Source organism: Pseudobdellovibrio sp. HCB154 (assembly GCF_046267985.1).
GTDB lineage: Bacteria > Bdellovibrionota > Bdellovibrionia > Bdellovibrionales > Bdellovibrionaceae > Pseudobdellovibrio.
This window is the reverse complement of the sequence record NZ_CP176530.1, coordinates 3,021,098-3,037,117: the sequence shown is the minus strand read 5'-3', so window position 1 is coordinate 3,037,117 and position 16,020 is coordinate 3,021,098. Positions and strand designations below refer to the sequence as shown.

General features: G+C 39.9%; 15 protein-coding genes. 9 read left to right on the top strand and 6 right to left on the bottom strand.

Annotated elements, in window-relative coordinates:
• Positions 1-41: 41 nt before the first annotated feature.
• Together ACKWCF_RS14420 and ACKWCF_RS14415 are read right to left on the bottom strand one after the other, a co-directional pair.
• Entirely contained in the window at positions 42-440 is a 399-nt protein-coding gene (locus tag ACKWCF_RS14420) for a response regulator transcription factor (protein ID WP_409478305.1), read from the bottom strand.
• Positions 441-447: 7 nt separating this feature from the next.
• Complete coding sequence (locus ACKWCF_RS14415; protein ID WP_409478304.1) at positions 448-2,052, bottom strand: ATP-binding protein; 1,605 nt, start codon at positions 2,050-2,052, stop codon at positions 448-450.
• Between the two features lie 70 nt (positions 2,053-2,122).
• Here ACKWCF_RS14415 and ACKWCF_RS14410 point away from each other — a divergent pair, with 70 nt between their 5' ends.
• The 5 genes from ACKWCF_RS14410 (at position 2,123) to ACKWCF_RS14390 (ending at position 5,779) form a co-directional block, all read left to right on the top strand.
• Positions 2,123-2,782: a hypothetical protein gene (locus ACKWCF_RS14410; RefSeq protein WP_409478303.1), complete on the top strand. Its 660-nt coding sequence runs from the start codon at positions 2,123-2,125 to the stop codon at positions 2,780-2,782.
• Between the two features lie 50 nt (positions 2,783-2,832).
• Positions 2,833-3,384 (top strand): N-acetyltransferase family protein, encoded by a 552-nt coding sequence (locus tag ACKWCF_RS14405; RefSeq protein WP_409478302.1) that lies wholly within the window; start codon positions 2,833-2,835, stop codon positions 3,382-3,384.
• Positions 3,381-4,562, top strand: a complete 1,182-nt coding sequence (locus ACKWCF_RS14400) for an NAD(P)/FAD-dependent oxidoreductase (protein WP_409478301.1) — start codon at positions 3,381-3,383, stop codon at positions 4,560-4,562. The genes ACKWCF_RS14405 and ACKWCF_RS14400 overlap by 4 nt, the downstream gene beginning before the upstream one ends.
• A gap of 133 nt (positions 4,563-4,695) precedes the next feature.
• Positions 4,696-4,974 (top strand): helix-turn-helix domain-containing protein, encoded by a 279-nt coding sequence (locus ACKWCF_RS14395; protein ID WP_409478300.1) that lies wholly within the window; start codon positions 4,696-4,698, stop codon positions 4,972-4,974.
• 28 nt (positions 4,975-5,002) lie between these two features.
• Entirely contained in the window at positions 5,003-5,779 is a 777-nt protein-coding gene (locus ACKWCF_RS14390) for a hypothetical protein (protein WP_409478299.1), read from the top strand.
• A gap of 5 nt (positions 5,780-5,784) precedes the next feature.
• On the opposite strand, the gene ACKWCF_RS14385 is transcribed toward ACKWCF_RS14390, so the two are convergent.
• Positions 5,785-7,770 (bottom strand): response regulator, encoded by a 1,986-nt coding sequence (locus ACKWCF_RS14385; RefSeq protein ID WP_409478298.1) that lies wholly within the window; start codon positions 7,768-7,770, stop codon positions 5,785-5,787.
• Between the two features lie 505 nt (positions 7,771-8,275).
• On the opposite strand from ACKWCF_RS14385, the gene ACKWCF_RS14380 reads away from it, so the two are divergent.
• Complete coding sequence (locus tag ACKWCF_RS14380; protein ID WP_409478297.1) at positions 8,276-9,673, top strand: reprolysin-like metallopeptidase; 1,398 nt, start codon at positions 8,276-8,278, stop codon at positions 9,671-9,673.
• A 71-nt stretch (positions 9,674-9,744) separates the two neighbouring features.
• Here ACKWCF_RS14380 and ACKWCF_RS14375 read toward each other — a convergent pair whose 3' ends face one another.
• Complete coding sequence (locus tag ACKWCF_RS14375; RefSeq protein WP_409478296.1) at positions 9,745-10,425, bottom strand: PilZ domain-containing protein; 681 nt, start codon at positions 10,423-10,425, stop codon at positions 9,745-9,747.
• A 197-nt stretch (positions 10,426-10,622) separates the two neighbouring features.
• On the opposite strand from ACKWCF_RS14375, the gene ACKWCF_RS14370 reads away from it, so the two are divergent.
• The gene (locus ACKWCF_RS14370) at positions 10,623-11,633 is read left to right on the top strand and encodes a hypothetical protein (RefSeq protein WP_409478295.1); all 1,011 of its coding nucleotides are present in this window, start codon (positions 10,623-10,625) and stop codon (positions 11,631-11,633) included.
• Here the strand turns inward: ACKWCF_RS14370 and ACKWCF_RS14365 are convergent.
• Both ACKWCF_RS14365 and ACKWCF_RS14360 read right to left on the bottom strand, forming a co-directional pair.
• On the bottom strand, positions 11,630-12,271 hold the full coding sequence (locus ACKWCF_RS14365) for a class I SAM-dependent methyltransferase (protein WP_409478294.1): 642 nt from the start codon (positions 12,269-12,271) through the stop codon (positions 11,630-11,632). The genes ACKWCF_RS14370 and ACKWCF_RS14365 overlap by 4 nt on opposite strands.
• 1 nt (position 12,272) lies before the next feature.
• A complete protein-coding gene (locus tag ACKWCF_RS14360) occupies positions 12,273-12,725 on the bottom strand; it encodes a hypothetical protein (RefSeq protein WP_409478293.1) in 453 nt (150 codons plus the stop codon).
• A 115-nt stretch (positions 12,726-12,840) separates the two neighbouring features.
• On the opposite strand from ACKWCF_RS14360, the gene ACKWCF_RS14355 reads away from it, so the two are divergent.
• Both ACKWCF_RS14355 and ACKWCF_RS14350 read left to right on the top strand, forming a co-directional pair.
• A complete protein-coding gene (locus tag ACKWCF_RS14355) occupies positions 12,841-14,598 on the top strand; it encodes a tetratricopeptide repeat protein (RefSeq protein WP_409478292.1) in 1,758 nt (585 codons plus the stop codon).
• A gap of 48 nt (positions 14,599-14,646) precedes the next feature.
• Positions 14,647-15,969: a LysM peptidoglycan-binding domain-containing protein gene (locus ACKWCF_RS14350; RefSeq protein WP_409478291.1), complete on the top strand. Its 1,323-nt coding sequence runs from the start codon at positions 14,647-14,649 to the stop codon at positions 15,967-15,969.
• Positions 15,970-16,020: the final 51 nt, after the last annotated feature.

Sequence of the window (16,020 nt, the reverse complement as noted above, 5' to 3'; positions counted from 1 at the left end):
AGCACCTCGTTATTTTAATTACGAGGTGAAAATAGCATTTTCTAGGCCGTACCGTGCGGAGGGTATTGAGCGTGAATTTCTTTGATCGTTGTTAATAACTTATCTAAAGCAATTGGCTTGCGCACAAATTTAACAACTTGGTCGCGTGCTGTTTCTTCAATATCTGTAGCCGCTGACAATAAAATAATAGGCACCGGATTTTTTTGAAAAAGATTACGCTTTTTCATTTCGGCTAACATTTCATAGCCATTCATTATCGGCATCATTAAATCTAAAAGAATCAAAGAAGGCTTTCCTTCTTTTTGCATAAGTTCGATCGCTTGCTTACCGTTGGCCGCAGCAGCGACTTCAAAATTTTCCATTTCAAGAAAAGTTTTCAAGTTATCTTGAATATCAATGTCGTCTTCAATCAGAAGAATTTTGTTTTCAATGGAACTCATGCGATTTTTATTCTGCTGGAATATTTACGATAAAACAAGCTCCTTCATTCGGGGCACTTTGTACGATGATTGTCCCATGATGAGCCTGAACAATTTGTTGTGAAATATATAAACCTAATCCAAGGCCACTAATGTTTTTTGCAGCTACAGCTCTTTCAAAGCGTGCAAAGATACGCTCTTGGTTTTCTTTGGCAATGCCCATCCCTTGATCGCGTACCGACAAAGAAATTTCACTCCCATGCTTTGTTAAAGTGAGGTTAACGGGTTTTCCCTCGCCGTATTTAATAGCATTCGTTAAAAGATTTGTTAAAACCTGCTCCATACGAAAGCGGTCAATGTTGGCTGTGATATTAGGTTCAAGATTGCAGATAATCTGATTGCCACTTTGTTTGATCAAATCATTTAAAGACTCTAAAGTTTCTTCAACTAAAGAATTTAATGATGTCGGTGTTTTTTCTAAAGACAGTTTGCCAAGAGAAATACGCGAAACATCTAACATATCTTCAATTAAATTTGTTAAACGGTTAGCTTGCTTATCAACTTGGCTTACGAATTTTTTCATGCGTTCAGGGCTATAAGCTTGTGGGTCGCCTTTGGCTGCAGCTATTTGGGTCATCTGCGTTTGCAGTTTAATACTTGTTAGCGGAGTTTTTAATTCGTGCGAGGCAATAGAAATAAATTCGTTACGAATTCTTAAAGCTTCTTGCGAGGCTTCAAAAAGAATTTTCGTTTGTTCGTTTTTCTTGCGGTCTGTGATGTCTTGAATCGCAGCTACGCGGCCAAGAACGCCGTCTTTAAGCATATGTTTTTTACCGCGAATCTCGATGTGAAAACGTGACCCGTCTTTACGAATACCAATCGCTTCATAAGCCGATTCGGCTTGTTGGGCGATGTGGGCCGCAGCCATTTGGCCCGATTCAAGTGTACACATAGTGTAAATACTTTTGCCGATCAACTCTTGGCGGGGGTAACCGAACATCTTGGCCATCGATTCATTGACATCGAGAAGAAATTCACCGTCGTGCAAAGCTAAGCCTTCAAACGTAGAATCTAACAAGCGACGAATCTGTAAGGCATTTTCACGAACTTGAATCGTTAGTTTTAAACGCGAACGAAGGCCGATAAAAGCAACGCCTAAAATTGTAAAAATACCTGGTAAGAATAAAACTTGGCTTAAATTGGGGCTTACATGATTGATGAAGATTGAAAGCGCGATAACAAACACCACATAAGTCACCATTGACCGCATCGTTTGCATTAAGGCTGCGATCGTGATGACGGCCATATAACAGCCCCACACCCATGTGATGTCGATGCGGTTATTATAAAATAAATAATAAATATGCAAAGTGGTCATCCACGCGGCAAACGAAAACCAGAACTCTATGTTTCTTCTAACTGAAGCTGAAAAAAAAGTAGCGGCGTAAACAATCCAAAAAGAAAGCACTGTGAAAAAACGTCCCCAGAATGGATTGTAAGAACCGGGTAATAAAACTTCGACAACGAAATACCATGAGAGATAAAATGCACCCGCTACAACCATCACGAGGCGATAGTAGGGAAGTGATGTGTCGTCATCTAAATTGTAAGGCAGTTCCGCCTTTTTCTTCATGGCATTTTCCTTGCTCGATTAATTAATAATTAATTTAACATTGTCTGTGATTAAAGTAGGAGAACTTTTTATGAAGATATTGATTAGTCTAGCTATTTTGATGTCGTTAACCGCAGTTACTACAAGCTGCACAACCCCCGGATCAAGTGATCGTACGGCGCATAATATGGGGCAGAAGGCGACTTGGGAAGTTTCAGGTGTGGTATCACGTTTTATCACAACCGCCGAAGGGCAAGTGGATGGATTTATTCTTGAAGATGGAATGCAAATTCGTTTTCCTGTCCATATGTCGACGGCTATCACTAATGGTGTAGCAGTTGGTGATACGGTGAATGTGAAAGGTTTTGAAAGTACGACAAATGCGATGCAAGCCACACAAATCGTAACGCCAAAAAATGCGAGCGAGATTGTGATTGCTAATCGTGCCAAGGGTAAACTTGCGGCTTCAAAAAAAGAACGCGAGAAAGCGTATAAAGATTTACAAAGTATTGCAGTCGCTGGTGAAATCGACACATTGTTGCACGAGCCTTCAGGAGAAGTATCTGGATTTTTACTGACTGAAGGGTCAGTGGTGCGCTTACCAGTCGATATCAGAACGCCGGCACGAGCTTATGATATTGGCCAATACGTTGAAGTGACTGGTTTTGGCAGTGAAAACAAATATGGTAAGTCTGTAGAAGCCGCGACAGTCCAACGTCAGCCCAGTGAATATGAAATTGATTATGAGTAAATAAGAATCACTTCCTTGACGCAAGTCACGGGATATGAGCAGATAGCTAAATGCAGATCAGACCTTTGCATTTAGATGATTTAGCGCAAATCAAAACATTCACCGATGCAACTATCGGTGAAAACTATTTCACTCACGAAGAACTTAAAGAGTGTTATCAAAAATCACTTTTAAATAATGTGATGTATTCTTTTGTTTTAGTTGATGAGCACGGTAAAATTTTTGGTCTGCGTTTGTCGTACCCTCCGGGGGCATGGAGCAAAGGCAAAGGGGCTAAGCTTCATCCCGAACTTTGGAATGTTCCGCAAGATAAAGCCGGATATTTCCAAAGTTTATTTATTTCGCCCGAAGTGCAAGGCGGCGGTTGGGGTCCAAAACTTTCTGAAGCGGCGATTGTTCGTCTAAAAGAAATCGGAACGCAAGCAATTGTCGCTCACGCTTGGCAAGAATCTCCGAATAATTCTTCGATTCGTTATCTGACTAAATTTGGTTTTAAACCAGTAGCTACACATCCGAACTATTGGATTGATGTGGATTACGTGTGCACGCGTGATGGTAAACCTTGCCGTTGCACAGCTGTTGAGATGGTTAAATATTTATGACTCAATCTTTTTGGCAAGATTTTAAATTAAATACTGAAACACCCAAATTACAACATTACGATTACGTGATTATCGGCGGTGGTATTGCTGGCTTATCAACGGCGTATTGGCTTTTGCAAAAAGATTCGAAATTAAAAATAGGTGTTATTGAAAAAAATAAAATCGGTTTCGGGGCCTCTGGTAGAAACGCAGGCTTTGTGACTTGTGGTTCAACAGAGCACTTCATCAAACTTAAAGATCATTTTGGTTTAGATAAAGCGACCGAGATTTGGAAATTTTCTGAAGATAACCGCAAACTTTTGCAAGAACACATCATTCAAGATAATGCAGGTAAAGTAGATTTTAAAATTACAGGTTCATGCACGGTGGCTGCCAACAGCGAACGTTGGGCGTATTACCAAGAAATCGCTAAAGTTATGCGTGCACAAAATATAGATGTGTACGAAGTGAACTCCCAAGAAATGGATCGCGATTTTGGAGTTGTTGGCTTTGAAGGCGGCATTGTCTATGCGGGTGATGGTTATGTGCACCCGATTAAGCTACTGAGCCAGTTTTTAAATAAGATTAATGTGCATATTCATGAGCAAACTGAAGTTCAAAGTATAAGCAAAAGTTCGAATGGCTTTACGATCAAAACTGATCAGGGCGAAATTTCTGCTGCTAAAGTTGTTGCCACGGTGAATGCTTATCTGCCTTTAATAAATCCAAAGTTTGCTTCTTTGATTGTGCCAGGCCGTGGTCAAATTCTTTTAACAAAACCTTTACAGCAATTTGTTAAGGGGCCTTGTTATCTGACCAAACATCTTTGTTACTTTCGCCAGCTACCAACCGGAGAACTGTTAATCGGTGGTTTCAGAAATCTAGATACAGAAACCGAAAAAACTCATGCTGATAATATCACCGCTATCATTCAAAAAGCGTTATTTGATTTTGTAAAAGATCATTTTCGCTTAGGCGCTCAAGCTGTAATTGCTCGGCAGTGGTCAGGTATTATGGGCTATTCTCCGGATGGGCAGATGCTCATTGGTGCACAAGCAGAAGAACCTGATTTGCATTATATTGCCGGTTGCTCGGGGCATGGTATGGGGCTTAGCTTTAACGCCGCAAAGACTTTGGTGGATGGAATCTACGGAAAAGTAATTCCGGAGCATCTCGATATTAAACGTTTTAAAGTTTAGTTAACAAAAATAAATAAAAATTTATTATGCTATAAAATGCCTACTTAAGGTCTAGTGTAAAAGATCTGTTTAAAAAATGTTAATTTTCAAGTATGATTACAAATGTAAACATAGCAAAAAGGAAGCACGATATATGAAAGGCGATTTTCAAAATTTAGGTGTATATCTAAAAGAAAAAAGATTAAACGAAGGTTTTACTCAGACTGAGCTTTCGCAGTCATTAAAAGTGCACGTGCAATTCGTTTCTAACTGGGAGCGTGGTTTATGTGCGCCTCCATCACACTGCTTTCATCATTTAATCGATGTTCTTAAGTTAAATCGTGAACAGCTTGTATCTGCAATGGTTTTAGATTCAAAACGTTCAATCGAAGAAAAAGTTTTCAAGAAAAAGAAAAAAGCAAAAGCTGGCTAATTAGCTTTCATAAGCGAAAGGGCGTTCGATGTCTTTAAAGGGTCCAGCGACAAAAAATCTTACAAACACGTTTGAAGAATTTTGCGCAACGACACTGCAAATGCACACGATCGCCGAAAAGCTTGGTTCTACGTTCCGTGTTTTTTCTGACCTCGATAATATCAAACTTTCAAATTTACCCGAGTCAGAATTTCAATCGATCACAAACCGTCTTAAGATTTATCGAGACGTGTTTCAAATGGCCTCTGAACAGAAAGAAATTTTTAATGCTGTTCAAGAAAAACAGTTGTTATGGTTTGCTTTGCGTTCGCTACGTTTGGCGCCACCTTCTGAGTTTTTTAATATGCTACAAAATGATCATATCGTTGAAGTGTATATGGGAAGCCGCCAGGTTTATCGTACGTTTAATTACTATTCGCTGTGCAGTTATTCTTTAGATGAATTAGAAACTACACCGTGGGATCAGTTGTTTGCACGCAAAGATCCAACAGTAGTTGAAAAGATTTTTGCAGACGTTGCTGTAGCGTTAAAAGAACGCCGTATTGTTCATTCAGAGATTCCGCCGCATTCAGTGGTTGAAATCGCTTCAGCCTTACAAAACGAATTTATGTACAAGCTTGAGTATATAGTTCCACTGACAGATTTAGATAACGATGCCCAAGACTGCTTTGCTGCAGTTTTGTCAGCGCAATTGATAAATACACCTTCTGAGACTGTTCGTCGCGAACGACAAGAAGCTTACGAGCTTAAACGTTTTGTTGAAAGACAGTTTCTTTTGGGTAGCACTAAAGTTCGTAAAAACTAATTAGTCTAACGTTTCTTTTTATTCGATTTTTTTAAATGATTTTCTAACGCTGCTAACAGCTGAGTTGTATCGATGGGTTTTGTTAAGTGGCCATCGCAGCCAGCGTCGCGCGTTTTTGTGCGCTCTTCGGCCATAGCATGCGCCGTAAGAGCCAAGATCGGTTTGGTAAATCCACGCTGGCGTAGAAGGCGAGTGGCTTCGTAGCCATCCATTTCAGGCATTTCGATATCCATAAGAATAATATCAAAATTTTGTTTCGCCGTTTGCTCAAGAACTTCATGACCGTTGGCTACTACAGAAACCGTAGCGCCGTGTTTGGTTAAGAATTTTTCAACGAAGTACTGGTTATCAACTGAATCTTCGGCCAATAAAATATTAAATCCTGATAGTGGTACGAAATCCATCTGCTGCGATGACTTTTTAGTTTCAATTTTAATAGCTGTTGCAGTAGGAGCATCTGCGGTTAGCGTAAATGCAAATGTGCAGCCCATATCTTTTTCGCTGCGTTCGATAATAAGTTGCCCACCTAAAGCTTCAGCCAAGTGTTTTGAAAGAGCTAAACCTAAACCATTGCCACCGAACTTACGGGTTGTGCTTGATTCAGCCTGTGTAAACGGTTGAAACAGTCGTTCTTTTTGGTCTTCAGTTAACCCGATACCTGTATCGATTACGCGGATTTGAAGTTCAGCTTTAGATTGTTTTTTAGCGTAAGACTTAACCTGAACAATCACGCCGCCTTGGTCGGTAAATTTGATCGCATTGCTTAATAGATTTGTCAGAACCTGTTGAATACGAACACTGTCTGATAAAATTGTTTGCGGCAGTTCATTCTGAATATCGAGTAAGACGTAAATACCTTTAGCGCGGGCTTTACCTTTAAACTGGTGAACTACATCATGCAGAAGCTGTTGTGGCGACAGCTCAATTCTTTCTAACTCCAAGCAATTGGCCTCAACTTTAGATAAATCTAAAACGTCATCGATAATTTTAATTAAAGCATTACCGTTACGGTTAATTGTTTCAGCGAACTGCGCTTTTTCGATATCAGAAATAGGCCCGTCTTTAAGAAGGTCAGCAAAACCTAAAATGGCCGTTAGCGGAGTGCGAATTTCATGACTTACGTTAGCTAAAAAAACAGTTTTATTTTTATAAGCGTTCTCGGCAAGAACTTGCGCTTGTTTTAACTGCGAGACGGTTTCTTTAAGCTCAGCAAGCTCTTGAGTAAGTTTTAATTTAGCTTCAACACGGTCAGTGATGTTTGTTGAAGTGCCGGTAAAACGAAACGGGTGGCCGTTAATATCTTTAATGTATTCGCCACGGCCTTCGATCCAAACCATTGAACCATCAGGGCGAATCACGCGGTATTCACAGTAATAAGGAATATTCTGTAATAGCGACTTTTCAACAGCCATCCAAATTTCAGCACGGTCACTTGGGTGAATAGCATTCATAATTTGATCAGAATGCACTGGATTTTTTGAGTGATCAAAGCCCCAGTCTTTGGCCATTGTCGGACAGATATAACACATGCCAGATGCAGGATCAGCATTCCAGAAGCCGATATGTTTTGTCAGCGATGATTCGCCTAATCGAGCTTCGCTGTGTTCAAGATCGGCCTCAATTTTTTTCATGTAGGTAATGTCGTTGAGATAAACGAGCTGAGTTAAATCACCATTGTTATTTTTAACGACTTCACTAGAAGTTAAAAGAAATGAAACCTGGCGTTTTTTCTTTGAGATCAAAGTAAATTCTTCGCTAAAAAGGGCGTGGCCACTAGCTAAGCGTGCGTAAGGAAAATTAATTTCGTTAATTTCAATCGAGTAGGCTTCAAGAAAATTTTTAAAGGCGTGATTTGTGCGGGTGATTTCATGATGGCTCAAATTGACAATACAGGCCGGCAAAGGAATATGTTCGAAGATTCCCTCTTTCTGGTTACCAAGAGCGTTTGCCATAAGCTGAACGCTTTTTGCCTGTGGACTTTGAATGATCATCAGCTTTTTACCCCTTAACAAGTGACGAACCCCAATAAAAATCTATTTACGATATGCCGTAATTTAGAGGTTCCGTCTAGAGAAAAATCATAAAAAACAGTGGGTTATTAGACTTTTTACACTCGGTGCGGCGGGTATTGTGCCCCATTTTACAGGGATTTTAACTCGAATATGTTCGTTGTTAAGAACTGTTAAAAAGATTTTAACAGCGAAACAGCTCGGGAGATCTCTCGAAAGGCAAATAAATTTTCGTAGGATTAAAGCAGTTCTGCTTCATAAGGCAGGTCAAAATTTTTAAGATTTTATTCAAAAGTTTTGCGAATTCGCGAAGGAAACAAGAGCTGATTTTCTAAAAACTATAGTATCAAAAAAATTAATTCTCAGAAATAAAAAACGCAAAATTACACTCGAGTGAATTTAAAATAACGTTGTACGCAAAGACCTTTGCACAGATTTTCTTCGAAGACTTGGTGATTTCATCAATCACCCGTAACACTGGTACAACATGAAAAACGCAAAGGTAACAAACAAAAATTTACGAAATGCATTATTAACATTAACCCTAACGAGCGTATTACAATCCTGTTTACTTTCGTCATCTTCTGACAAACCTTATGCCTCAAACACGAATCAGGCGACAACTTGCGAAGCACGTACAACAGCTTCGAATATGTCTGCAGACGTAGACAACATGCAAAACAACGACGATCTTTTTCAAGACGTTAACGAACAAGAAGTTACAAATTTTTCTGCCAGCACTTTACAAGATGCAGATACATTACAATCACGCACAGTACGTATTGATGTTGCGCAGTTAAAACAGCGTATCTTAGAAAGACGCAGCAACAATTTCCACTTGCCCCTCCTGAACAACAAATCAGTGAATGTGGTTTTACAAGAGGTTAAAAAATACTCTGATAACAATATCGTAGCCACAGGAAGAACTGATAACGACCAATTAAGCAATGTTACAATCGTTATTAATAATGATGTGATGGTTGCCAACGTGGGTGAACAAGCCACTGAAGAACATTACGAAATCCGTTTTGCCGGTAATGGTATTCACACAGTTAAATCTGTAACTGATACAGACACTGAGTGTTTAACTGAAGAAGGTGGCGGTTCGAATACAGCTAACTTCGTTCAACCATTAAATACACAACAAGATACTGAAGCGACAGCGATGGATGCTGTTCCGCAGATTGATGTGTTGGTTGCTTACACGCCGAATGCTTTAAAAAATGCCGGTGGTAGTGATGCGATTAAGGCCTTAATCCAAATGGGTGTGGCTGATTCAAACAAAGCTTACCAAAACAGTGGTGCGAACTTATCACTTCGTTTAGTAGGTACATTGGCTCTGACTCAAGCCGAAGCTTCATTCTCATCTGACTTATCAGCTTTAAAAGGCACAAGTGATGGTAAATGGGATGCAGTTCACGCAGAACGTAAACGTGTGGGCGCTGACTTAGTCGCGGTAGCTGCATACTATGCGAACTCGTCAACGGCAGGTATTGGTTATGTCGGATCGACTTACAGCTCAGGTTTTTCGATCACGAAAACGACAGCATTTAAGCAGTTCTCGTTTACGCATGAGTTGGGCCATAACATCGGTCTAAATCATAGCGATGGTTATGAAAATTCTTCGGGTCGATTCAGAACAGTGATGGCTTACGGTACTTACACTCGTATTCCACGCTTTTCAAACCCTGCACTTGATTACAATGGTTTTGCGACAGGTACTTCGTCAAATAACAGTGCGAAGATCTTAAACGCAAACGGAGCAAAAGTAGCGGGCTTCTCGACGTCAGTGACTCAGTCAGAAAATCCTACGACGTCTGATCCAGTGACGACACCGGCTGAGCCATGTTCTGATGGTGAGACACCTCCGATAGCTAGCGAATAATATTGTGATTAAACAGATTAAAAAAACCCGCTTTCAAAGAGCGGGTTTTTTATTTTAATCTGTTTGTTTATTTAAGATGATTTTAAATGAGTTCTTTGGTGAAGCTCATTGATCATTGAGACAAGCTTGTCTTCACCAGAATAAAGCATATGGTGAAATTCAATACCCACTGCAAATTGTTCTGGCCCATGCGGGCGTACGTTTCTAATCACGCCTTGAAGCTGTAAAGAGCCTTCAGTGCCGTTAATTAAAGTAGCATCAATTAAATCTTTAGACTGTAAAACAGTCTTCGGGGCATTCACGATAACAGAACAGCCATGTGAATTTAAATCTGATACCGAACAATCTAATAAACAAGTTTCTTCGTTTAAGGAGCCGATCACTAATTTTAAATGTGTGTCAGCCGGAACTTTATAACGAACTGTTTGACGGTTTTGCAGATGAAAGACACGTTTTAAATTTAAAACAACATGGCCATCTTCTAATAGGGGTGTTGTTTCAAACATGTATTTTTCTGTATCAACCATAAAATGGGCGGTGTAGTTTTCAGAATATGAAAAATCTAAATCAAGCTTTACAGCGCCTTTACAGTAAAATTTATTCTGCTCTTCTAAGCGCGTCACTTTCAACGGCAATGTGCGATCATACTTGTCTTTAAGTAAAAGAACGGCATCGCCATTCATAAGTTTGATGAAAACTTTTTGTTTGAAAGCAAAGTCGGTGATCTGTTTTAAAACTGTAATTTCTGCCATAGTGTTGAAGTTATCGGTTTTCATTGCAGCGAAATGAATGGCCCAACGTCGAGGGTTTAACGCAAAACAAACAAACCCAATGCAGCATCATAAACAGAAGGTGAAACTGTCTTAAAAAGCTGTACAGAAAAACTAGACTCGACCCAAAAGCCTTGCTGGTAGCGGTTTTCAAGCTGTTTAGTCCAAACTGCTTATCTATGAAGAAAAGGATAACAACACAAAATCAATTCGCAAAAACAGTAACAATCTACACAGCCGCTTTTCTCTTAACAGGACTATTTTCAGGCTGTTTAAACCCAGACCTTACATCAAGTAATTCTTCAACGAAGTCTGATAGCAACAACTCCCAATCAACTCCGACAACTTCGGGAACACCGACAGTGTCGCAACCGCCGGTCGTAACACCGACGCCGACGCCTACACCAGAACCTACGCCGACTCCGACACCGGCTCCTAGCGCGGGTTATACGGCCGCCATTAAAGATATTGCCGCGAAATCATCTTGTGCCCAGTTTTCGTTTACAAGCCGTGGTAAGCCGCCTATGGCTTATTTAAAAGGTATGTCATTAACCTATGCACGAAGTCTTTGTCGTATTCGCGCAAACCCAGTTAAACCTGCAGCTTCGATTTTAAAATCGGCAAGTTCAGGTAATGCAGCAAAAGATGTTTTGGCTCACTACAGCAGTATTTTAGCAAATGCCGGTCTTCAAACAAGCCCAGCCGGTGACGAACCCCTTCATTCAACTTATGTGATTGGTGTGGGATTAGGAATGCGTGAAAGTTCAGGTCGTTATTGTGTCGGTTGGGATACCGCCGCGGGATCTGATCGTTCGTCTTCTGAAGGCGAAGCGGGCTTATTTCAGCAAAGCTACAACTCGATGGGAGCTTCAACAGAATTACGTAAACTTTACGATGAGTACTTAGCTGATGAAAGCCGCTGTCATTTAGCAACGTTTAAAGAAGGTGTAAGCTGTTCAGCACAATCGGTTCTAGGATCGGGTGCAGGAGCAGATTACCAGGCGTTTTTAAAACGTTGTCCGGCTTTTGCTACAGAATACGCGATGACGCTGATTCGTATTTTACGCGCACACTTCGGGCCGTTAAATCGCCAAGAAGCGCAAGTCGTGCCAGCGTGTGATACGATGTTAAGCCAAGTGCAAAAACTTGTAGAAGCAAATCCTGAAGCCGCTTGTGCAGAGCTCTTCTAAATCTTTTTAAGAACAAAAATCACAGAGCTCGGTTTGCCATTTAAATCGGGCTCTGTTGTTTTAACTAGATTTAAACTGCATTCAGTAAATAATAATTTCCATGATTCAAGTGTGCGCCCGTACCATGGCATTTTTCCGTTAAAAGGAATACTCATCGTTTTAAAATCTTCTTCGTTCCAGCCATCGCGGTATTCAACCAAATTTTTTGGATGTAAGGTTTGAATTAACAAATGCCCTTGTGGCGTTAAAAATTCTGTAGTCTTTTTTAAAAGATCAGTCAGGTTTTCTTCGAGTAATGAAAAATTAAATACAGCTATGTCGATAGGATGGGGCGGTTGCCACTTTCTTTCAGCAATTTGGGTGTAATTCACACAGGAAAATGAACCAGACCTTTTTTGCCGAGCTATGGTAATCAAATTCTGCGAACCATCTATCCCGATACAATTTATATTTTTCTCGGTTAAGACTTGGGTAAGCCAACCTTCACCGCAGCCAATATCTAAAGCCGTTTGTGGCTTTAAATTTACAATTTCATTGACGATGGCTGCATTAGTGACCGCGCGGCTTGCGATCAAGTTAGCTTCAATGACTTGCGCCCAGTTATTTGCATTGTCGTTCCAGAATTTTTCTTGGCTCATACTAGAAATCGCGAGTTAACTTTTTAATACCTTTGATGATAGAAGCCGTAGTCGCTTTTTCGCGCTCGATTTCTTGCGGAATTAAAGCCCAGCTGCGTGAATAGATATCACGTTCAATGGCGCTTAATTCATCATCTTTAAGTAAGCTTTCAATATTTGAACGTTGTGTTTCAAGGGCATGAATACGAGATTTCATATCGTCTTCCATAAAAGCTACACCAAACGCTGAATCAGTTTTGCTGATTTTTTGTTTTAAGCCAGAGCACGCTAAGATCTGCACCATTTTAACTGAATAGGCACTTTGTAATAGAACTGAACGTTCACCTTCGCTTAATCCTTCAACCTTTGCGATTCTTTCTTTTTCAGCAAGAATATCCGTCGTTACACACTTTTCTTTGGCAAAAGCTGTTAAAGAAATCGACACTAGACTTAAAAGGGCTATTAAATTTCTCATAAGACTTCCTTTATTAGGGTTTAAAATGTTCCAAATGAACTATTTCAAGTTTAGTGCCGTTATCTGGTCTGAGGTCTAGTACAGTCCAGTCTGGCAAACACCGAAGAGAAGAGTGATGAAAAAGATTAATCTGATCTTCTTATTAGGAAGTATGGCTTTAACTTGGGGATGTGCCCAAGCGCCGGTGGCTATTCCTGAAAAGACAGTTTATTCAGATCTTTTTCCACAGCACGAAACACGCACTGGCTATTACAGAGATGTAGGTCTTGGCTATTTAAATGATAGTAACTATGACAAAGCGGTTGAGTATTTTAAGTTATCATTACTGCATGATCCTGCAAACGATGATGCCCGCTATTGGTTAAGTGTTGCCTTTCATAAGAAAAATCAGAATAACTTAGCGTTAATTGAGTTAGAAAAGTTAAGCGATGTAAGTCAGTTTGAATACGCACGCTTAAAATTAGTTTCAGATATTTACGAATCAGCTGAATCTTTTGAAAAAGTGATTACGATTAACGAAAAGCTTTATGACCTAAAAAAAGAAAATTTTCCTTTATGGAAAATCTATCAAATGAATTTAAATATGAACCGTTTGGATAAAGCGTCTGCAAATTTAGCAGCGTTAGAAAAAAATGGTGAAGAAGCGTACCGCGTACATTTAGGCCGTTTTGAAGTTTTTCAAAGACAGAATCAATTTGAACAAGCTTTGGCTGAATTACAATTAGCTGAAAAAGCTAAACCGTTTGATTTATTAACCATGAAGAAGATGACGGCGATTCAATATGACTTACGTAAATGGCAAGATTTGTACGCGTTAGGTACGAAATTCTCTAAATATCACCCGTATGACTTAGATGTGTCTGAGCGTTTATCGCAAGCCTGTATCCGTATTGGTGCTTATGACGATGCGATTGCCGAATTAAAAAAGCAAAAAGAAATGTATCCGGATTCGGTGGGTATCGAATTTAAAATTGCGCATGTGCTTTTCTTAAAACGCGATTTCACAAACGCAGAAGAGTTGTATCAAGAGTTATACGAAATCACAAAATCTGACCAATCAGTATTTTTTATTTCGCAAATTCACTTAGCGCAAAATGATGTTGGTGAAGCCACAACGACCTTAGAAAGCTTAGCTTCGTGGTCTGAATATTACCCGACAGCACAAGTTCAGCTAGCCCGTTTAGAGTGGAAAGACAGCCAAACTGACTTAGCTTTAAATCGTTTACGTCGTGCTCATCAGTTACGCCCGGATTCGTTAGAGCTTTACCAAGAGTATGGCCAATTTATGATCTGGAAAAAACGCTATGTTGAATCTATGGCACTTGTTGAACAAGGTATTAGATCATTTCCAAAAGATGATAAGTTAAGAATCTTAGCGGCCTATATTCATTTTAAAATGAATAATATGAAAAGCTTTCAGCGCCAGATCGAACTTGCGAAAAAGCTGAACCCTGAAAATTCAGAAATCTATTCGGTATTAGCAGAGCTTTGGTATGAAAAGAAAAAGCCTTACTCTGAGTTAGAATTCTTAGCGGCAAAGGCTTTAGAGCTTAAAACAAGAAATAAAAATATTAAACCTCTACTTGCGTGGGCTTTATTACAACAAGATAAGATGGCTGATGCTGTTAAATTGTTTGAAGAATTCTACGATGCTGAACCTAATGAGCTATTCTATGCAGAATCGTTAGCTGATATTTATCAACGAAACGTTCTGACATCGAAAAATAAAGAGTTTCAACAGAAGGCTGCGGCCTTGCAGGCTGACGCTAAGATTAAGTCAGAGTTTGACTATTTTAGGTTCCAATCACAGCAAGAGCGCTTAAAAACTGATGGTGATGGAAATCGACTTCCGGCTAGTCTAGAAGAGCCATAATCATAAGATCGTTTGATTAATCTATAAATGTTATCAAATAATTAAGGTATGCGAAGTATCAGTTTCATCCTTTGGGTTTTCCTTGGGGGCTTGCTTTCTGCCATAGCGGTCGAAGCCGCGCCGTTAAACGGCGTATGTTCGCCGGTTACAAAGACTACAAAATACAAAATTGCAAAAGGTGAGCACGCAGCCGCTGTCCTTCGTAAATTCGGTCTTGAGCCTGTGTTTGGCAATAAAGGCTCGATGAATGATCTTCTTAAGGTTAATAATTTTCAAAATCCAGATGTGATTTCGCCAGGTACGATCATCACTTTACCATTTCATTGTGAAGAAGAAGTAAGACCTTACAAAATTATCCAAGACGAAAAAGAATTCCGCATGGTTTCTGCAGAATTGGTTCCTGCTGCTGAAACGCCTGTCGAAGTAAAACCAGAGCCGATCGTATTCCCTCCGCCGGTTTCTGCGGCGACTGAGGTAAAGCCTGTCGATAAATTCAGTGAAATCGTAGCCAAGCCTGCCGATCAGCAAATTCAGGATGTCGAAGCGGCTGAAAAATCTCAGGATAATATTTCAGAAGCTTTACGCTACCGCATGATCTGTGAAGGTGAATGGACTGGATCAGAATGTATTACACGTTATTCAGCGATCTTTGCAAATATCGGCGGATACAACAATAGATATGACGGCGTGGATTCGAATGCGGTTCCCGGCGCGCAAAAAGATGGTTTACTACTTTCAAAATTAAATTTAGCGGCAGGTTTTGGTTGGAATAATTACTGGAACGAAAATGTTAAAACTGTTTTATATGCCGAATTACAGAACAATCAAATGTTGCCGGATATTAAAAGTGTACCGATTGAAGGTGGCGACCGTTTACTGACAAGCTTACAAGCCGAAGCCCGTTATGAAAAAGGTAACTGGGGTATCGGCCTAGGCTTTCGTCAGTTTGATAAATTATATTACGTCTTTAATTTTCAGAATTTAATTCAGGGAAGTATCTGTACCGTGAATGATGTTTCACTGTGCGGTGTTCGTGTGTATTCAGCTAACGTGTCGTCAGTATTCTTTGATATCAGTTATATGATTCATCAAGCGGGTAAATTCAGATTCGATACTGAACTTAAATACTTCACATTAGCGCCTACTAAAGTGAGCAATGTCGATGTTCAAGCGGGCTCTGGTCAAAGCATTGAATTTTCAGTCACACATGACCGCATTGAAGAGTATTTAAAAGGTACTCTTCGCTATGCCATGGCTTCACAAGATACATCGATCGAAACGCAGAATGCAAAAGAGCTTGCGTTGCTATTCACATACTCGTGGAAGTTAAAAGACTGGTCAGAAGCCACTATCAAGGCCGACAGACCTTAATACCTAATTCTTAACAAAAAAAATTAACAACAAATTTTGTCGAGAATTCTT